Source organism: Bacillus sp. FSL H7-0578 (genome assembly GCF_038630855.1).
Taxonomy (GTDB): Bacteria; Bacillota; Bacilli; order Bacillales; family Bacillaceae; genus Bacillus; species Bacillus safensis.
Map to the genome: position 1 here is coordinate 2,935,348 of NZ_CP152045.1, position 20,006 is coordinate 2,955,353.

Annotated in this window: 17 protein-coding genes; 1 reads left to right on the forward strand and 16 read right to left on the reverse strand. The window is 43.3% G+C overall.

What is annotated here, in order from left to right; translation table 11 throughout:
• Window positions 1-26 precede the first annotated feature (26 nt).
• The 3 genes from MHB41_RS15205 to MHB41_RS15215 form a co-directional block, all read right to left on the reverse strand.
• Window positions 27-695: a PspA/IM30 family protein gene (locus tag MHB41_RS15205; RefSeq protein WP_024423427.1), complete on the reverse strand. Its 669-nt coding sequence runs from the start codon at window positions 693-695 to the stop codon at window positions 27-29.
• Between the two features lie 15 nt (window positions 696-710).
• Window positions 711-1,103, reverse strand: coding sequence for a membrane protein (locus tag MHB41_RS15210; protein ID WP_041115718.1), 393 nt, complete (start codon window positions 1,101-1,103; stop codon window positions 711-713).
• Between the two features lie 349 nt (window positions 1,104-1,452).
• Window positions 1,453-2,022, reverse strand: a complete 570-nt coding sequence (locus MHB41_RS15215) for a cob(I)yrinic acid a,c-diamide adenosyltransferase (protein WP_101676464.1) — start codon at window positions 2,020-2,022, stop codon at window positions 1,453-1,455.
• 187 nt (window positions 2,023-2,209) lie between these two features.
• On the opposite strand from MHB41_RS15215, the gene MHB41_RS15220 reads away from it, so the two are divergent.
• On the forward strand, window positions 2,210-2,956 hold the full coding sequence (locus MHB41_RS15220) for a 3-oxoacyl-ACP reductase family protein (RefSeq protein WP_024423430.1): 747 nt from the start codon (window positions 2,210-2,212) through the stop codon (window positions 2,954-2,956).
• Window positions 2,957-2,973: 17 nt separating this feature from the next.
• On the opposite strand, the gene pdxA is transcribed toward MHB41_RS15220, so the two are convergent.
• From pdxA to MHB41_RS15285, 13 genes are all read right to left on the reverse strand, one after another.
• Window positions 2,974-3,999, reverse strand: a complete 1,026-nt coding sequence (gene pdxA, locus MHB41_RS15225; RefSeq protein ID WP_101676465.1) for a 4-hydroxythreonine-4-phosphate dehydrogenase PdxA — start codon at window positions 3,997-3,999, stop codon at window positions 2,974-2,976.
• Window positions 3,975-5,318 (reverse strand): four-carbon acid sugar kinase family protein, encoded by a 1,344-nt coding sequence (locus MHB41_RS15230; protein WP_101676466.1) that lies wholly within the window; start codon window positions 5,316-5,318, stop codon window positions 3,975-3,977. Before MHB41_RS15230 ends, pdxA begins: the two co-directional genes overlap by 25 nt.
• Before the next feature lie 25 nt (window positions 5,319-5,343).
• The gene (locus MHB41_RS15235) at window positions 5,344-7,125 is read right to left on the reverse strand and encodes a PrpR N-terminal domain-containing protein (RefSeq protein WP_340900016.1); all 1,782 of its coding nucleotides are present in this window, start codon (window positions 7,123-7,125) and stop codon (window positions 5,344-5,346) included.
• A 147-nt stretch (window positions 7,126-7,272) separates the two neighbouring features.
• On the reverse strand, window positions 7,273-8,448 hold the full coding sequence (locus MHB41_RS15240; protein WP_065215179.1) for a sialidase family protein: 1,176 nt from the start codon (window positions 8,446-8,448) through the stop codon (window positions 7,273-7,275).
• Entirely contained in the window at window positions 8,445-9,851 is a 1,407-nt protein-coding gene (locus tag MHB41_RS15245) for a sodium:solute symporter family protein (RefSeq protein ID WP_034280883.1), read from the reverse strand. The genes MHB41_RS15240 and MHB41_RS15245 overlap by 4 nt, the downstream gene beginning before the upstream one ends.
• Before the next feature lie 63 nt (window positions 9,852-9,914).
• On the reverse strand, window positions 9,915-11,087 hold the full coding sequence (locus tag MHB41_RS15250) for an iron-containing alcohol dehydrogenase (RefSeq protein ID WP_340900015.1): 1,173 nt from the start codon (window positions 11,085-11,087) through the stop codon (window positions 9,915-9,917).
• Between the two features lie 7 nt (window positions 11,088-11,094).
• Window positions 11,095-11,994 carry a 4-hydroxy-tetrahydrodipicolinate synthase gene (gene dapA / locus MHB41_RS15255; RefSeq protein ID WP_217008744.1) on the reverse strand — a complete coding sequence of 300 codons (900 nt, stop codon included), beginning with the start codon at window positions 11,992-11,994 and terminating at the stop codon, window positions 11,095-11,097.
• A gap of 180 nt (window positions 11,995-12,174) precedes the next feature.
• On the reverse strand, window positions 12,175-13,461 hold the full coding sequence (locus MHB41_RS15260) for a heme ABC transporter ATP-binding protein (protein WP_101676470.1): 1,287 nt from the start codon (window positions 13,459-13,461) through the stop codon (window positions 12,175-12,177).
• Window positions 13,458-14,516 carry an iron ABC transporter permease gene (locus MHB41_RS15265; RefSeq protein ID WP_041115703.1) on the reverse strand — a complete coding sequence of 353 codons (1,059 nt, stop codon included), beginning with the start codon at window positions 14,514-14,516 and terminating at the stop codon, window positions 13,458-13,460. The genes MHB41_RS15260 and MHB41_RS15265 overlap by 4 nt, the downstream gene beginning before the upstream one ends.
• On the reverse strand, window positions 14,482-15,432 hold the full coding sequence (locus MHB41_RS15270; RefSeq protein WP_034280888.1) for an ABC transporter substrate-binding protein: 951 nt from the start codon (window positions 15,430-15,432) through the stop codon (window positions 14,482-14,484). The genes MHB41_RS15265 and MHB41_RS15270 overlap by 35 nt, the downstream gene beginning before the upstream one ends.
• 148 nt (window positions 15,433-15,580) lie before the next feature.
• On the reverse strand, window positions 15,581-16,996 hold the full coding sequence (locus MHB41_RS15275) for a glycoside hydrolase family 28 protein (protein WP_101676471.1): 1,416 nt from the start codon (window positions 16,994-16,996) through the stop codon (window positions 15,581-15,583).
• Between the two features lie 20 nt (window positions 16,997-17,016).
• Window positions 17,017-18,510, reverse strand: coding sequence for an altronate dehydratase family protein (locus tag MHB41_RS15280; RefSeq protein ID WP_101676472.1), 1,494 nt, complete (start codon window positions 18,508-18,510; stop codon window positions 17,017-17,019).
• A complete protein-coding gene (locus tag MHB41_RS15285; RefSeq protein ID WP_101676473.1) occupies window positions 18,507-19,964 on the reverse strand; it encodes a tagaturonate reductase in 1,458 nt (485 codons plus the stop codon). The genes MHB41_RS15280 and MHB41_RS15285 overlap by 4 nt, the downstream gene beginning before the upstream one ends.
• Between the last annotated feature and the right edge of the window lie 42 nt (window positions 19,965-20,006).

Consider the following 20,006-nt stretch of genomic DNA (forward strand, 5'->3'; position numbering starts at 1 on the left):
AGCCTGCTTTTCTTCCGATGTGATCTCTATACGTTTGCTTGCTGTTGTTCAGGCTTTTTCTCGAGCTTCAGCTTCTGCCATTCTTTTTCAACCTCGTCGGCATAATCTAAATGAGCATATGCACCTTGATCCGCAAATTGTGCATAGCTGCCTGCTTTTGTTTCCATTTCTTCAATACGGTTCTCCATTCGGAGAAACTCTTTATATGCACTTTCACTGTCTACTTTATTGATGGAATCATTCATATGCTGCTTTGCCTGTGCGGCATTGGCTCTTGCAATCAGTGCCTGCTTCTTGTCTTTTATATCACGCAGCTTCGTTTCTAAGTGCTGCAATTGCTCTTTCAGCTCTTTCAATTGTTTCACAGATTGCTGGTAGGCTTCCTGATATTCGTTGTGCTTTTCTTCAAAATACTTCATTTCTGTGAGCGCTTTTCGTGCAAGCTCCTCTTCTCCCGCATGATATGCCAGCTCGGCCTGCTTCTTTCGCTTTTCAGCAAATGCTTCCGTCTCTTCTGCTTTGCGCAGGAAGCCTTGCTGAATCGTTTGCTGTTTGATGATGGCATGTTTCGCTTTCGCAACATCATCCTCCATATCACGAACGTATTGATTCAGCATGACACGCGGATTCTCCAATTTATCTAAGCCTTCATTGACAGTTGCAACAAACATATCTCTTACTCTTCTTAATACCATTTGATGTTCCTCCTTTTATTTTTTCTTTAAAAAGTCTTCCCATTCTTGATCAAAAGACGTGTGAAGCGGTTCTTCCGTATTAGGTGCCGTGTTTGGCTCCATATATGCTCTGCTTGATGATTTTTTGGTAGATTCACCATTGATCATCGACCAGCCAAAATAAAGAAGTACCCCTGCAAATGCGATGCCAAGTATAAACGGCAAAAATTGCACGACGATCAATACACCAATGACTGCTAGAATGACACCTAAGGTTTTACTGCCTTTTTCGTATTTTTTAACACCTACATAGATGAGCCCTGCCCCAATCAAAACCGGGATCAGTCCACCAAATGAACCACCAAAGAAGATGGATAAACCGACAAACAATAAAATTGAACCGATAATGGTTTTACTTGTTATTTTCATCTTCATGCCTCCTTTCTTGCTCCTTGCTTTAACTATAGTCAAAAAAGAAAGCCGGCAAAACGTGTCACAGATTGATCTTTGATTGCGACTAGAGTCGTAACAATGCTCAGACTGAGCGGCAGAACCTAATAAAAAAGCACTCTTCTATTTGAAGAGTGCTCAGATTGTTGACCAAGGGCAATTTTAGCCCTTGGTCTTCTTTTTTCAGTGTGATAGAAAACCTTTGCAGTCTAGGAAGGACGAGGAGCGGAGCGAATTGAACATTCGTGAGCACCGGAGCGCAGACCTGACAAAGAATGCGAGGGTTTGTCTACACGCTGGGCACTCTTCTATTTGAAGAGTGCTTTCCTTATTTAGAACGAAACACGTCGGCACTTCGTTCATATTCAACATCAGCTTCACCAAGCCGATGATTCACGATTCGGGCGGCTGCAAATAAATAATCGGATAGACGGTTTACGTATGTGAGCGCAACAGCTGGAATCTCCTCCTGTTTCGCAAGCGTCACAATATGCCTCTCGGCTCTTCTGACGACTGTCCGCGCCACATGTAAGAGAGCAGCGCCTTCCTGACCGCCTGGTAAAATAAACTTGGTGAGCGGCGCGGCCTCTTCTACATAGACATCCATCCTTTTCTCAAGGGCTGTCACAGAGGCTTCTGTTAATTTGCCTTCTTTACGTGGTTTGACTGCTGCCAAATCACCGCCGCAGTCAAACAGCTCATGCTGTATAACGATCAGCTCTGGCAAAAGGTCCTGAAACAATTCGCCATGCTGCCGTAATTTTGCATGCGCGAGTCCAATAAAGCTATTCGCCTCATCTAGCGTTCCATACGCCTCTACTCTCACATCATCTTTATCAGCTCTTCCGCCGATCAAGCCTGTTTGACCCTGATCCCCGGTTTTCGTATAAAGTTTCAACGGTTTGCCCCCTTTTCTACTGCTTTGTCCTTTTAGTATAACCTGAAGTTGAAAGGAAGTATTTGTTTAATTATGAAACACCTTAACTGAAAATCCCCCTAATCCCCTTATATATGTTGAATGATGAAACATACCGTTTTATAATGAATGAAAGCGCTTTTTAAAATGAGAGATGGGTGGGATGTACGTGAGTTTACAAAATAAAGTAGCGATCATTACAGGTGCAAGCAGAGGGATTGGCCGCGCCATTGCGGAGGCACTTGCCTGCGAAGGAGTGCGCGTCGTTCTCAATGGAACGAACGACATGCTGCTGCAAGAGGTTTGCTCCTCACTGAATAAAAAAGAGAAACGAGCCGTTTATGTTGCTGGTGATGCTAGTTTACCAGAGACAGCCTCTTCACTCGTGGAGCAAGCGAAAACACATTTTGGACAGATTGATCTGCTGGTCAACAATGCTGGGATCAATTTACGAAAATCCACAGTCGAGACATCCCTTGATGAGTGGAAACGATTGATTGATATTAATTTGACCGGCACGTTCCTCATGTGCCAAGCGGTCATTCCTGACATGATCAAACAACAAGGCGGAAAGATTATTAATATGAGTTCTACAACTGGCAAAACCCCTCATCACAATGCATCACCTGCATACGGTGCATCAAAGGCAGGCATCAATTATTTAACCATGCATCTTGCCAAAGAATTAGCAGAGCACCACATTCATGTGAATGCTGTCTGCCCTGGTCCAATCGAAACAGACATGAGCAAACAGTGGAGCGATGAATACCGGCGTTCGGTTTTAGATAGAATTCCTTTGAAAACGATTGGAACACCAGAACAAGTCGCAAATGTTGTGACATTTTTAGCTTCTGACCAGTCGGATTTTATCACAGGAGAAACCATCAATATGAATGGCGGAACGTATATGAACTAGAAAAAAAGAGCCTCCTCTTAAAGGCTCTTTTTCTTCTCATATTGATTTTCTCTCGTACCAGAAAGCATGATGGCCTGTCTAATAGCTTCTTCCATGCTCGCAGAATCGGCTTTTCCTGTTCCTGCGATATCAAATGCCGTCCCATGATCGACACTTGTACGAATAATCGGCAGCCCAACTGTAATGTTTACACCCGATTCTAAGCCAAGCACCTTAATCGGTCCGTGCCCTTGATCATGATACATCGCCACAACGATATCAAAGTCACCTCTTGCTGCCCTAAAGAACAAGGTATCAGCAGGCAGCGGCCCAAATACTTGAATCCCTTCTTCCTGTGCTAGTTCAACCGCTGGGATGATCTTCTCCTCTTCTTCTCCGTTCCCAAACAACCCATTCTCCCCAGCATGCGGGTTAATCCCGCATACAGCAATTTTAGGGTCAGAGATTCCAGAACGGACGAGTGTATCATGTGCCAGCTTAATCGTCGTGTATACACGCTCAGGATTAATCTTTAAAATGGCATCCATTAATCCAATATGTGTGGTGACATGAACTACCTTTAAGTTAGGGGCCGCCAGCATCATCGCATAATCTTCTGTACCCGTCAGGTCAGCTAAAATTTCTGTATGTCCTGGATACATATGACCTGCCTTATGAAGTGCCTCTTTGTTTAGCGGCGCTGTGCAAATGCCGTCAATTCTACGGTCATTTGCAAGACTAATGGCTTTTTCAAGATATCGGAAAGCAGCATTTCCTGCTTCTTTTGATATGTCCCCAATCGGCATCTCGTTCGTTAAGAGCTTAAGGTCTAAGCAGGGAACAGCTCCGGCTTTCACCTGCTCCGCTTCCTCTGGTTCTATGATACTTACAATCTCCACATCTGTATTCACAAAGTCTTTCGCCCTATTTAATATACTGGTGTCTCCGATCACAAATAGAACGGCTTCTTCATGTAAACGCGTTTGCTGAAAAGCTTTTAAAATAATTTCAGGACCAACACCAGCCGCATCTCCCATCGTTACAGCAATGATTGGTTTTGACATTCGACTTCCCCCTCTATCTTTTTCAGCACTTCTACCGCGTGGAGTACTGAATTTTTTTGACCGTAAGCTCCTGCTTTCGTAACCGCATATAAATTCGTATCAACGAGCTGGCCGAGCGGGATGCCAGGTTCAATTTCTTTCAGCAGCCGAATACCTCCTGCTCCAAGCTCCTGGCAAATCGCCCGCGCTGTATCTCCGCCAGTTAGGAAAAGTCGTCTCATTCCTGATAATGTGACAATGTCTTTTGTGATCATTCCAAGAAAGACGGACAAAGCACTTCCAACCTCTTGTCTTGACAGCCCTTTCTTTTCTCCGTAAACCAGCATCTTTTCAACCATCTCTGGCCGTGCATCTGTATAAAGGAGAATATCTTCGTTCTGACGCTTACGCAGTTGATCGAGAACTGATTTTCGTTCCCATGCTTCACGGCCGTTTAATACATTCAGTGGGTTCACTTTTATCTCAAAACAATCGTGAGTTTCTCTTAAATAAGCAAACTGCTCATTTGTTTTTTGAGAGGCACTTCCAGATACGATGAGGACAGGTCTCTGTTTTTTAAGACGAGAAGTATTTCTATTTTTAGCGACATATGCAGATAATGCACCAGCTAGTCCCGCTGAACCGACCCATAGTATTCTTTTATCCATCTTCATAAACACTTCCACAATCCGCCCTAAATCATCACTTGTTTCTGCATCACACACAAACCATTGATGACCATGCTTCAATAAGGATGATACCTCATCACTCGTTACTTTTAGCTCTTCGCCGATTGTCTGTTGAGAAAGGTTTTTTGGTCTGACGTTCGTCTGCTCCTCAATTAAATCTGATATGCTGGATGTCAAAACTGGAGTTTTCGGATCCTTTGCTGCCTCTGACAGATGAACAGGCACTCCTTCCACATAATGTATGCCATTATTGGTTGCTCTTTGTGCATCTGGGTAGGCAGGAGCGATAACCGCCGCATCAAATGGGCCAATATCCATTAGTGCTTGCAGTTCAATTCCTATATTGCCTCTTAACGTTGAATCTATTTTTTTAAAGAAAAGGTGCGATTCATCTTGGAGAAATGGCTGCACCATTTGGCTGACCTCATGGTAGGCGTTCTCTGAAGACATACTTCGTGAATCGGTATCCACAATCAGCACATCCTCTTTATACCTGTCAATGCCTTCAAATGACGGCTGAAACAGGACAGAGGCTGTTAAGCCCGCTTTGACAAATTGAACACCTGTATCGTTGGCACCTGTCAAATCATCCGCCACAATGATTACCTTTTGCTCTAATTTCGCTCCTTTTTTTAATAGATCGTTTGTCATTTAGACACCTCGGCCTCATTACATATTATTCCTTTAGCTTTCTCCATAGCGTCGTACGGTTGATATTCAACCGCTTTGCCGCCTTTGATTGATTCATATTTTCTTCTTCCAGCACCGTTTTGATAATCCGTCTTTCAATCTCATCAAGCGTTCCATTCAAATAGCTGGACAGCTGTTTTTCTTCATTTTCAAAGGCAAGCTGATCAATTGCTGCCTTTGCCCTATTCAACGTGATATATCCACTTTTTGTTGTCAGTACCAGTTCCTCAATGATCCGCTTGAACTGCCTGACATTTTCTCTGAATTTCTGGTGTTGAAAGGCTTCAATCACATCTGCTGACAGCCCAACCACCTGCGTCCCGTAAAGAGAATTCAGTTCCGCAATAAATAACCTGCTCATGTCCTCAATATCTTCCGGCCGTTCAGACAACGGAGGGACATGAATTGTGAGCTCCTGTAAGCCTGTATATAATTCCTCACTAAACGCTCCAGATTGCATCAATTTGAACAAATCCACTTGAGACGCAGCCATCCAGCGAATATTCTGATGATAATGCAGCTGCTCGGCAATGAGCTGCTGTATATCCATTGGAACGCTCTCAATATCCTTTAGAAACATCGTCCCTTTTTGATGCAGAGGGATTGATTTTATGTCTTCCGGTTCTGTCAAACGTCTGCAATGTACTGTCGTAAAGCTCTCATTTTTCCTCTCGCTCATTTGATGGATAGCAAATGCAAGGCATGATTTACCCGTTCCTTGTTCACCATACAGGCAAATCGAGCGCTCCGTTTGACTAAACGCTTTTGCCCTATTGATCACATCTTTCATTTTTGGGCTTTGTTCTGTAAAAAGAGCAAATGGATGTTCTGAATGAATAGGCGACGCAAGCGTCCAAATACGATGACCTTCTTGATTCATCACAGCCGAAGGCTTTTCAATCGTGACAAGCAACTCGCCTTTCGATAGCATGCTTCCTTTGACATGCCACACTTGCTGCTGATGGGATATTTGAGAATAGCCATTTTGTTTCCCTTCTCGAATCGCCTTTAGTGCCGGTTCAAGTGCTGGACACCACGCAATCACATCAGCATGAGAAGTAGACGGTGCAAATAATCCTTTTTCTGTCCATTGTTTCATTTGTTGATTCATAAAATGTAGCTGGTTGTGCGGATCAATGATGAGCATCCCTTTCGGCTCTTGATCAATCATTTCACGAAAGAGACGCTGTTCAGCTGTCGCCTCTTTATATAAACGATACATTTGTTTTGCTTGATGAAATGCTTCTTTGACCGATTCACGACCTGATGTAATGAGCATACTCTGCATTCCCAGCTCTTTAGCCGCTTTATCAGTAATGACATCTCCAAGCACGACCTGAGTCCCTTGTTCTTGTAATTGTTTTAAGAGATCCCATACCTCTTCCTCTTGCTGCACTGTGTAAATATCAATTTTAATCCCGTATAATTCCCCAATGGTGCGTACACCTTGTGTAATATTTTCAAAACCCACGACCGCTTTTTTACCTTGATAATCTTTTATCAGTGTTAAGGCACGAAGCAAGTCATACCCTGACACAGGGATATCAACTACTGGGATGTTCACATGTTTTTGAATGAGCGCAGCTGTTCCGCCCCGGCTCATAATGATATCCATTCCTTGAGCTTCTGCTTGTTCTGCAAGAGCAACACCAGACCGGAGATCTCCGACTACAAGCTGGAATGTCATATTTTCTTCTTCTTTGGCAAGGTCGATTAACACATCGCCCAACCCTTTATACGGCGCAACACCTAACACTTTGATATTCATGAAAAGGACCCCCATTTTTTATCTCTTCATCACGAGACATAGCTTGAGGGAGTCCAGCCGATAGAAAATGGGGACAACCCTCCAAACATCAATTATAAATGAAGCAAATGAGGGTTACAATTCACCAGAAGCAGGGCCCTCTTGCAGTTAAGAAGTGCGATTGACCCATTCTTCTGTCACACACACATATTTGATCGCCTGCCGATAATACGTAAACGCAATATGCAGCTTCCCGTCTTTTCCTTCCGTGATGGATGGATAAGAATACTCTCGATTTAGTTTATCCTTTGAATTGTTTGTCATCGCATATCCATCACCCACTTCAAGGTTACGTCTGATAGGCCATGTATCACCATTATCCTCAGAGAGCGCCAAAGTCATCGGTGCACGCGGTGTTCCCCAAAAGGCTGGGCGTGCTTCTGTATCAACCACCGTGCGCGTATCGCCTTCATCCTCAATTTCATCATATAAAGAAGCTCTTCGTTCTGTTTGCTCATCCGCATTGATATGATTATAGACGAGGGCAAGATGTCCATTTTGGAGCACGGTAAATTGAATGGATGAATTATTATTGGGCAGCTCCGTCGCCTTTGGCTCAGACCATGTCCGCCCATGATCGAAGGAACGGCTGATATAAATCGAATCAGCAAACCGGCTTCTAAAGAGGGCTATGAGGGAGCCGTCTGCACACTTTCCAATATTCATATGAACACAGCCCGTGCTGTTTGGTACAATGACCTCATCCCATGTCTTTCCTTGGTCGGATGAAATCTTCACAGCACTGACATCCCGGTTCCCTGTCCATTTGACGCCTGGAATGGTCTTACAATAGAAGACGGGCAGCAGCCAATCTTGATTATCCAGTACAACAATCGGCTGACGTATAAACGTACCCGGCTGTTCAAACAAAGTATCAATCTCACCCCATGTCTCACCTCTATCCTCTGATAGCCGGTATCTCACGATGGCCGTATCTTGATTCCCAGATAGCTGTGCGGTATACAGCAGCCATAGCCTGCCATTTTCCTCTTGAAACAGAACTGGATTTTGTTCAGAGCGTGCAGGATCGTTAGATAACTTCACTGCCTCTGTCCACTTGTTACTTCCCCGTTTGAGTCTCGACATATAGATTGAGATATCAGGTATTCCCTCCTGCGTTCCGCCAAACCAAACACATAATACATCTCCATTATCCAGCTCAAGTAGATTCGCCGCATGATTCTGCACGCAGTCTGTTGGCAGAAAGGCTTCTTTTCTCTCTGTATCTTGTTCATTTTGTCGCAAAATTCCATCTATTTTTATCACAGTCTCTTCATTTTTCATGACAATTCTCCTTTCAATGGTTGATCCTTTTTAGCAGGCGGACTGAAAAGTCGATCGATTACCAGCACAAGGAAAGGAATGATAATGGCAATATACATATTATCGATTCCGAATGGATTATCGAGTAAATACCAAACCGTCGTGGTAACACCTGAAGCAGCAAGGCCAATGGTCGCCCCTCTATTTGAATTAAAGTACGGCAAGTAAAAGCCCATTGCTGCTACAACAGCGATTGATGTTCGAAGCGCCCTTGTAAAAAAGGAAAGGGACAGCAGCTCCGGCGCAAGTGCTACTCCTACAAGAGGCACAATTCCAACGAGTACAGCCACATACCTCGTGACTTTCATTCTCTGCTCCGGTGTTGGTTTCATTTTCGGTACATAAAAGTCATCCATAATTAAGGTTGTTGTCGCAAGCGCAACCGTCGACACACCGACAAAGATGGATGCCACAAGCGATGTTGCCACAATGGCACTCAAAATTGGATTCATATGCTGTAAAAAGACAGGGAAGGCATAAATAGGATCAATGTCTGGATACAAATAATGTGCAGCTACGCCGATCACACCGATTGCAATGGCGAGCGGCAAACAAAGCAGAGCCGCATAAAGTGTTGATTTCTTTGCCTCACGCTCACTTTTCGACGAAGTGATTGCTTGAATGATAAACTGCGTAGCAAAGATGGCACCCATGTTTCCTATAAACCAAGCTCCTATCGTCCCCCATCCAATTGTCCCGTCCCATGTAAAGAAATGATCAGGCATCGTTTGTTTCATTGGTTCAAAGCCTTTTGTTAAGTAAAGAGCTACCCCTAGTGTAATTAAAATTCCCGCATACTTCACGATCGAATGAAGGATCGTGACCCATGCAACCCCTTTCATTCCTCCGAATGTAAAATAAAATGTACTCACAACGGCCGTAATGATCGCACAGGTCATTAAAGGAAGCCCCAAAATAGATGCAATAGCAGCTGACCCACTTAAATAGTTTCCTAGATTCACAAGCAGTAATGCAGCAATCATAATAACAGAAACAACTAGCTTCGTTGATTTTCCAAACTTCTGATCGATAATACCTGAAATGGTGTACTGTCCTGTTCGATAAAACTTGCCTACTAAGAAAAAGGAAAAGATAAAAAAGGCGATAGCAACAGTCACAATAGACCATGAAGCAGAAAGCCCATGCGTAAAGGCAGATTCTGCAGTTCCAACAGTGGATTTCGTTCCAATGAATTCACTCATGAGCAAAATACCGACTACAATGGCTGGAAGTGACTTAGCAGCATTGTTAAATTCTGAATTGGATTTACTGCGGAAACGCATCGTCAGCCAAGTCGTAAAGAGTATATAGAGAATAATGACGATCAAAATAAATGTGATGACAGAACTGCTTAAGACATTCATTTAAAATCCCCCTTTGTGTGCAAGCCGTGTGAAGCAACTTCTCATTCCCATCCCAATGAAGCGTTAAGCGTCGAGCAGTTTCATGTATACCTGTTCAATATCAGAAACAGACATTGGCTTTGGATTGTTGTCCATTAATCTCTTCACCTCTGAAGCTGCTTGAGCAAGTGCCGGTACATCCTCCTTGGACACGCCAAAAGCTTTGAGCTGCTGTGGAATGTGTAAATCCGCTGTCCATTCTTCAATTTGATGAATCACACGCTCTGCAAGCTCCTGCTTTGTGTGAACTCCCGCTAGTCCTATTGCTCTTGCCACATGTTCAAGCCGATCAATGATATGATCTGCATTAAAAGCAGTGACATGCGGAAGCAGCATGGAATTAGCAACACCATGAGAAATCTTGTATTTCCCCCCTAATGGATAAGCCATAGCGTGAACAGCAGCAGTTCCGGCACTTGTAAGCGCCATTCCTCCATACATTGCACCAACAAGCATATTTTCTCTTGCCTTCAAGTTCTCCCCGTGATGATATGCCTCCTGAATACTTCCTGAAATCAGCCGCATCGATTCCAGTGCAAACATATCACTGAATGGATTGGCTTTATTTGAAATATAAGATTCAAGCGCATGCGTAAAAGCATCCATACCTGTAGCTGCGGTAATAGATTTCGGCAAGTTGAGAGTAAGTGCTGGATCTAAGATGACAAGGTCTGGCAAAAGATGCGGACTAACCATTCCAATTTTCAATTCCTTTTCTGGAAAAGTCACAATTGCATTTGGTGTCACCTCAGATCCCGTACCAGATGTTGTCGGAATGAGAATCGTTGGCACTCCCCTTTTTTCCACAAGATTTGTGCCAACGAGAGCAGAAATCGGCTGATCGTTTGTCTTAAGAACAGCTAAAATTTTTGCAGCATCAAGGACACTCCCGCCACCAATTCCAATAATGGCGTCATGCTCTCCTCTTAAAAAGGTGTGGAATACGTCCTCGATATTTTCTTCTGTTGGTTCAGGTTTGATTTCTGTACTTATCTCACTTGCTATCCCCTTTTTCGCAAGTTCTCTTTTGATGTGATCTGCATAACCAAGTGATACGATAGATGGTTGCGTTAATATAAAAATGGATGTGAGTCTGCTAAGCCCTAAACTATCTAATTTCTCCCCAAGAAGGTCTAAAGAACCTGCGCCAGATACAATGTGTGATGCCGTCTGAAAGTGATAATGCGTGATCGTCATCTCTTCACTACTCCTTTGCCGCTTTTCCTTGTTTGCGATAGTCTTCAACCATTTGTGCCACAGCTTCCAATGCCTCACCTGACAGCTCTTTTACAGGGCTTTTGGGCGGGCCAACCGGAATTCCATAAAGCTCTGCTGCCTTTTTCAAAGGCGCTGGTAATGTCCCTAAACCGAATGTTGCTCTTAATGGCTGCAGCTGCTTCTGGAAGTGCTCACTTTCGTCAAGCTTCCCTTTTTGAAAAGATTCATAGAGTCCAACGACAGTTTCAGGAAGTACATTTGCAGTTGCTGCGACCGCCCCTGCTCCGCCGAGTTTCAATGTCTCCAAAATGAGTGAGTCCGTACCTGCAAGGACAATAAAATCTTCATCTTTTGTGACATCCAGATATGCCTTGATATTTTCAATGTTTCCACTGCTATCTTTAATGCCTAGCACATTCGGCAGTGCACTGAGCCGAGCAACCGTCTCTGGTGCTAGAGATACTCCTGTTCTAGATGGAATGTTATAAAGCAGAATCGGAATATTCACATTCTCAGATATGTGACGAAAGTGCTCATACAGCTCTTCTTGGGTTGGTGCAACAAAGTAAGGTGTAATGATAGACAGAACATCTACCCCTCGATCTGCCAGTTTGTTTGACAGCCTGATGGTTGCCTCCGTACTATTTTCACCTGCTCCAATGAATACCGGCACTCGTCTGTCAACAGCATTCACGACAGTTTCAGCAATTTGAAGCTTTTCTTCCTCTGAAAACAAATGAAACTCTCCATTTGTGCCTAAAGCAAAGATGCCGTGTACACCTGAGTCGATCAAACGATTCACTAATTGCGTTGCCACTTCGGGATGAAAATGTTCTTCCTCAGTAAGCGGTGTCAAAATAGCTGGTATAATCCCTTGAATGTCCAAATAATCCTCCCTTTCTTATGTGTTGCATTTTTAAACACTTCATATTTTAAGCGCTTTCATATTTTTTATTATAAAAGGATTGTGATTTAATTAGCAACACTTTTTTGATTTTTCGTTATATTAAGTTCATTTCTTATGCAGCTGTTGATGTTTTCAACAAAAAAAGCGAACCATTTTGGTTCACTTTTGAATGGCATTCAACTTTTGAAGAAGCCCATGCACCTTTTGTCCTAATCTTTCGTGTAAAAGGTCAGCATCTTCCGTTTCATGCGTATTGGGTGTAGCAATACAAAGATGATGGAATGGAATGCTTGTTTCTTGCTTCATGATGTGCATAAGCTGCCCCATGAGCTGAACAGCTGCTCCGTCTGATAAAGATCGTTTCAGGATAAGCCAAATGGCCAACTCTTCTTGCTGAAGCATGCCGCAAAGGATCATATCGTCCTCGGCGTCTTCTGCGGCAAATTGTGCTAATCCGTTAGCTTGCTCGAAAAACAGCATATCTTCAGATGACTCTAGCTGCTCATGAAGCGTCTTCTTTCCCGTTCCAATAGACCTTTTCCAAAAGAACCCGCCGTTTTTCTTATGTGAGGAAAGGATGCGAAGAGGCTGATTAATGGAAAACGTCATTCCTTCTGAGCTATAAGTCCTCCAGCCATCCGCTATGTTTACAATTGATGCTTTTGAAGGGGCTGCAGGCTCAACCATCAGCTGGGGGTTAGCCCTAAATGGATGCTGGAGCGGTGTCACATTTGTTTCATACACACGGTTGATTCGTTCAGTGGTCAAGACGTGATGCGGCAGTCCTAACATGTCTGTCTTTCCTTCATGAAGCAGAAGCAGCCGATCACAATATAAACTAGCGATGTTCACATCATGGAATACACCAATGACCGTTAACCTAGAGGAATCAGTTTCTTCTTTAATTAAATCAAGCAAATCTTTTTGATAGGCTAAATCAAGGAAACTCGTTGGTTCATCCAGCAATAAATATTCAGGCTGCTGCGCCAATGCCTGTGCTAAATATACACGCTGCTGTTCTCCTCCGCTTAACTCATGGATGGATTGATTCTTAAACTGTGCAACACCCGTTTGTTCCATTACTTTGCTGACGACCTGCACATCTTCTCGCGTGACAGATTGCAGCCACCCTTTTTGATATGGATAACGACCGAATTGGACGGTTTCTTCCACCGTAAATGAAAAAGCTTGGTCCGTTTTCTGCGGCAGAACGGCCACCTTTTGCGCAAGCGCCTTTGGCGGATAGGATTGAATAAGGTGACCGCCGATACGCACCTCTCCGCTCTTAGGTGCTAAAATCCCTGCCATCATTTTAAGAAGGGTCGTCTTACCGCTCCCGTTTGGACCGAGTATACCGAGAAATTCTCCTTGCTTTACTTCAAGATTAATGCCTCGAATAACCTCTTTCTCTCCATATGCACCTCTGATTTCCTTCACTTGAATCATACGTGCGTCCCCCCTCTATATTTACGAATGAGGATGATGCCAAATACAGGTGCACCAATTAACGCAGTAATGATGCCAATCGGTAATTCAGTCGGCTCAATGATGGTACGGGATAACACATCTGCTAATACAAGAAAGGAAGCACCGTTCAGCATAGATAAAGGCAGCAGATGCCGATGATCTGTGATAGTTAAGAGGCGGATAAAATGCGGAATCACAAGTCCTACAAAACCGATCGTCCCTGATACCGCTACTGCACTTCCGGTCAGGATCGAGCCCGCCAGCAGCACAATATATTTGCTCCTTTTCACATGAACACCTAATAGCTTTGCCTTCTCCTCGCCATACGTCATCACATTCAAATCCCGCCCCATCAACATTAACGCAAAGGTCCCAATAAGAAAGAAAGGAAGAAAAAGCACAATATAACGCCAGCCCCTCATGGACACACTGCCAAGCAGCCAATGAATGATCTCTTTTAGATCATCACCTGTTAAAGCAATCATCAATGAAATGAGCGCACCCAAAAAAGAGCTGAAAATTACTCCTGTCAAAATTAAAGAAGAAATGCTCATCCCCCGATGAACAAGACGCGCAAAAAAGAGAACGAGACAGAGGGTCACAAGCGCTGTTGTCATACTGAATAATGGCAGTGTGAAACTGCCAAAAAGCGGGAGCTGCAAGCTGAAAAACAGGGTCGCTACGGCTCCAACTGATGCCCCTTGAGATACCCCCAGCGTATAAGGGTCAGCGAGAGGATTTTTTAATAAACCTTGAAAAGCTGCACCAGATAACGCAAGTGCTGCTCCGACTAATGCCGCTAATATGACTCTTGGCAGCCGAATGTTCATCATAATATTGCGATCGATGGAATCAATGGTTCCAAACTGCACTCCGAATAGTTCATGAACAAATATACGAAGAATAGAAGGAATGGGAATCCCTAAGCTTCCAAAGGAGATTCCCATTCCAATGCTCATCACAAGAAGTAAAACACTTAGTGTATATGCGATGATCAATTTATTTGAACGTGTCAGGATAGACGTTTTTCGCAAGAGCCTCGACTCCTTCAACCAATCGCGGTCCCGGTCTTGATGCGAGATCCGTATTCAATTGAAAGACTTGTTTTTCTTTCACTGCTTTCATTGCATTCCAGCCGTCTCTTTTTTTCAAATCAGCTAAGCCTGATCCATCAATTGTAACGATGACATCAGGATTTCGCTTGATGATCGATTCTTCCGTCATTTGCACCCAGCCAGTTTGATCACCTGCAGCATTTTTGGCATGGATAACAGAAAGCATTTCATCCATAAATGTATTTTTACCAGTTGTATAGATTTCAGGTGCACCTGATACTTCGACAAAGACTGTTTTTTGCTTGTCTTTCGAAATCCCCTCTGCTTGTTTCTTGATGTCATTCAGCTTTGTTTTCATTTCGTCTACAAGCTTTGTTGATGCTTCTTTCACGCCGGCTGCTTCACCGATCATATTGATTGATTTGTACACATCCTTAAAGGACGTTGCATCATTTACAGTCAGCACTTGGATCCCTGCATCTTCAAGCTGTTTAAATCCATTTTTTGATCCCATCTGAGATGCATGTGCTAAGACAAGATCTGGCTTTAAGGAAATGACCTTCTCGACATTGAATTCAAGTCCGCCAATCTTCTCTACCTTTTCGACTTCCTTTGGATAATTGTCAAAGTCTGATCGTCCAACCATTTTATCTCCAAGACCGAGTGCATAAGCAATCTCCGTATTACTTGGAATTAACGAAACAATTCGTTTAGGCTGTTCTTTGATTTCGACTGTTTTGCCAGCTGCATCTTTTATCGATACGGGAAATGCCGCAGTGGCCGTTTCTTTATTTTGTGACCCTTTTGCTTTGTGATCTGTCTCAGCGCCTGCACATCCTGCTAAAACACCCATCACAAGCAATAACGATAGCCAAATAGCTGTTAACTTTTTCATGAGTGAACCCCCTGGTTTATGTACTGCTTAACGAAATCTCTTTCGTCAATTCTTTTCTAATTTCGGGAATATTATACTACAGTGCAGATAGGTTGTATATGTGATTTCTAAAAGCGTCTTTTCTGTTCATAAAACAAAAAAACAGCCTCTAAAAAGACTGTTTTTCACTCTTCAATGAATTGATTTGTTCTCCATTGATGACGACTTTCTGAAAAGCAGGAGAAACGGCATGCTCTAAAGATAATGGATACGCCACATCATCTATGACACAATCTTTCATTTTAAAGTGAGTCACAGGAGAATGTGCATATGCGGCTATTTTCACACCATATCGTCCGCCGCTGCTTTTGAGTCCTTCCACTTCAATATGACGTACAACAGGACGATGCGGACCAGCATCTCCTTCCTCATACATCATGTCGATACAGACCACTTCATGCTTTAGACTTTTGACTGTATTGTTTTTAAAATAAATATGTTCAATGGTGCCGCCTCTGACAGAGTTGGTTTTAATACGCAGTGCCCGGTCAAGGTTCGGACTGTCCATGACATTATCTTCTGCATAAACATGCCTTACTCCGCCAGAGATTTCGCTCCCGATCGTCACACCGCCGTGTCCATCCCGCATCTCATTTCTACGAATGACAATGTTTTCAGATGGAATCCCTAATCTCCGTCCATCCTCGTTTCTGCCCGATTTGATGGCAATACAATCATCTCCGTTATCAAAATAACAATCTTCAATGAGCACATTCCGGCAAGATTCCGGATTGACACCATCTGTGTTTGGTCCATGCCCAATGATTTTAACGCCGCGGACGATGACGTTATCACTTAACACAGGATGAATTTGCCACATCGGTGAATCCTTCACTGTCACTCCTTCGATTAGCACATGCTGACATTGGTATGGCTGAATAAAGCTCGACCTTAAATAATGACCTTCTCCAAATACCCTTTCTTCTACCGGTATTCTCTTTTCCGCCATTTCAAACAAAAGCTGGCGATCCCGATCCTGAGAGGGCTGGCCATTTGTCCCATACTTCCAAGGCCACCAATGATGCTCATCCCCTCTGCCATCAAGGGTTCCGGCTCCAGTTATAGCGATGTTTTCTGCATGGTGTGCATAAATGAGAGGTGAATAATTATAAAGTTCAACCCCTTCATATCTTGTCAGTACAAGAGGCAAGTAATCCTTTGGGTCTTGGCTGAATGTCACATAGGCTTTCTCATGCAGATGAAGTTCTACATTGCTTTTCAATTCTAAAGCACCTGTCATAAATGTCCCTGCTGGGATCAGCACCCGTCCCCCTTTCAACCGGTGGGCATCATCAATGGCAGACTGAATAGCATTTGTAGAAAGCTCTTGCCCTTCCGCATCTGCTCCATAATGCACCACATTCAATTCACGATCTGGGAACTGCGGTGCTTTTATCTGCTTTAGCACTTGATCAATTCCGTTTACTTTTTTATCTTTCTTCCCTTGCTTTGCTAAACGAGCAATTCCAACTCCAGTTAATACCGTTCCTGCTGTGATATACATCAAATCCCGTTTTTTAGACACTTTCTCATCCCCCAGTCGCCTTAAAGTGTGACACCTGTTTTGAAAATAGCCAGCTCTCTAAAATTGTTTTTTTCATGATTTAACAGCTTCCCGCTCGCCACATCAATGACAGTTGAAATGAATTTTTCTAATACAACATCTTCCGGTACATCTTCAAGCAGTTCTCCGGCATTAAAGTCAATCCAGTGCTTTTTTGTTTCATATAAGGCTGTGTTGGTCGAGATTTTCATTGTTGGCACAAACGTACCAAAGGGTGTCCCCCTGCCTGTTGTAAAAAGCACCATTTGACAGCCAGAAGCAGCAAGTGCAGATGAAGCAACTAAATCATTACCAGGTGCACTTAATAGGTTCAATCCCTTTTGTTTCAGCAGCTCTCCATATTTCAATACATCTTTAATATCAGAAGTACCTGCTTTTTGTGTACAGCCAAGAGATTTATCCTCTAATGTCGAAATTCCACCTGCTTTATTTCCCGGGGAAGGATTTTCATATACCGGCTGTCGATGATCCATGAAGTATTGTTTAAAGTCATTGATCATTTGCACAATATTGTCGAAAGTCGCTTCTGATGCTGCTCTCTCCATTAAAATCATTTCAGCACCAAACATTTCGGGCACTTCTGTCAGCACAGTTGTTCCGCCTTGCGCGACAAGAAAATCGGACAGTCTGCCTAAAAGCGGATTTGCGGTAATACCAGAGAATCCATCTGATCCTCCGCACTTCAAGCCAATTTTCAGCTCAGATAACGGAATGTCTTCACGATGATCTTCTTTCGCCGCATCATAAATTTCCTTGAGTAAAGCGACTCCCGTCTCAATCTCATCTCCTACTTCTTGGCTTCTTAAAAATTTCACTCTCGTACGGTCATATTCACCTAATGTGGACTGAAAATCCTCAATGTCATTGTTTTCACACCCAAGCCCAAGAACGAGTACTCCTCCAGCGTTAGGATGCTTCACCGCATTTTGTAAAATGGTTTTGGTATTTTCATGATCGTCCCCAAGCTGTGAGCAGCCATAATTGTGCTTTAATACAAGGGCTGTTTCAAAAGGATGGATGTTTCCACCCATTTCAGCGATGAATATTTGGATCATTTGATCGGCGATGCCATTCACGCATCCAACGGTAGGAACAATCCAAAGCTCATTGCGGATTCCGCTTCCGCCATTTTTTCGTTTATACCCTTTAAATGTAAGATTCGTTTTTTCATAGGGGTTTTCTGATAATGAAGGCTGGTATTCGTATTCCAGCTTGCCAGATAGATTGGTTTTGATATTATGCGTATGCACCCATTCTCCAGCAGAAATGGCAGTCACTGCATGACCAATGGGATAGCCATATTTGATAATATTCTCTCTTTGCTTGATTTCAGCCAATGCAAACTTATGACCTTTGGCGACGGTCTCTTTTAAGATAATCGTATGTCCTTGATGCTGCAGCTCCTCCCCTTGCTCAAGTCCTTTTAAAGCAATACCGACATTATCTGAAGGGTGGATGACAATAAAGTCTTTCATGCTTTCTCCCCCTGACTTTCATATTGATGAAGCATCATTCGATGAACAGCTGCTCTCATCCCATGCGTCTGTATGAGGGTAAGCTGATCAGCTACAGCTTGACTCAATCCATTTATATCTGTTAAATCTCTGCCCCATAATGACTCGCATGAAAGAATTTTCGCTGCAACTCCTTCATTAGAATGGTTTTCCTCGTCCCATGCTTCCTTCATGAGCGTTAGCACAGTTTCATCATCCTTTACCCTTCCTGCATGTGCTCTGTAGAAATAAATGAGACTGCTAAGTGAAAACACAAGTTTCATTGGCAGCTGTTTCTTTCGCTCGACATAATCAAGCAATGACGGAAGATTACGGGTTCGGAATTTGGATACCCCATTCAGCGCAATATCCAGCAATTGATGCTTTACAAATGGATTGCAAAAACGATCCCAAACGGATTGTGTATAAAGAAGAAGCTCATCTTCAGGGAGTTCAAGCCCTGGCAATACTTCCTCCTTCAGCATACGCCGGATGAACGGACCAACATGCTCATCATCCACAGCTTCCTTTACAGTTTCTAAACCGCATGAATAGGCAATCGGCACCATCGCCGTATGTGCACCATTTAAAATTCGTACCTTGCTCATACGATAAGGCGCAATATCCTCTACAAAAAGTACATTTAATCCTGCTTCTTGAAAGGGGAGCTCCTTTTTCACAAAAGCGGGCGCTTCAATGACAAAAAGATGATAATATTCTGCCGTGACAAGCAATTCGTCGATATACCCTTCTTCCTTTCGTACGATGTCAGCCGCTTTCTTAGAGAATCCAGGGACAATCCGGTCCACAAGCGTATTACAAAACGTGTTGGCTTCCTTAATCCATGTAAAAAACGCAGGCGGCAGTTCCCACTCAGCTGCCATACTGATCACATATTCCTTCAATCGATCACCATTTTGTTCAACCAATTCACAAGGCAGAATGATCAGTCCTTTCTGCTCATCTCCAGCAAATGCTTTAAACCTGTGATACAAGAACGCTGTCAGCTTTCCTGGAAAACTGGCTTGCGGCCGATCCTCCAAACGATCCTCCTTTCTGAGCACAAGTCCTGCCTCTGTCGTGTTTGAGAAAACAAAGCGAAGATCCGGGTTTTCCGCTACGTGTAAAAATTCCTCGTAATCCGTATACGTACTAATTCCTCTGCTAATCGATTGAATGATCATACGTTCATTCATTTCTTGCTGGTCATGATATCCCTGAATACATAATGTATACAGGCCATCTTGTTCATTTAAGGCTGCTACCGATCCTTTTCGAGGAGGAACAACAACCGCTCTTCCTTTAAAATCTGTGCAGTCGTTCAGCTTCTGGATGTGCCAATTGATAAATCCTCGCATAAAATTTCCTTCACCAATCTGCAAAATCGTTTCCGGATACTCAGGTGCCGGGTATATGGCTTTTGATAATCGTTTCAAATGGATTCCCCTCTCCAAGTATTATGCACACGTGAACATTTA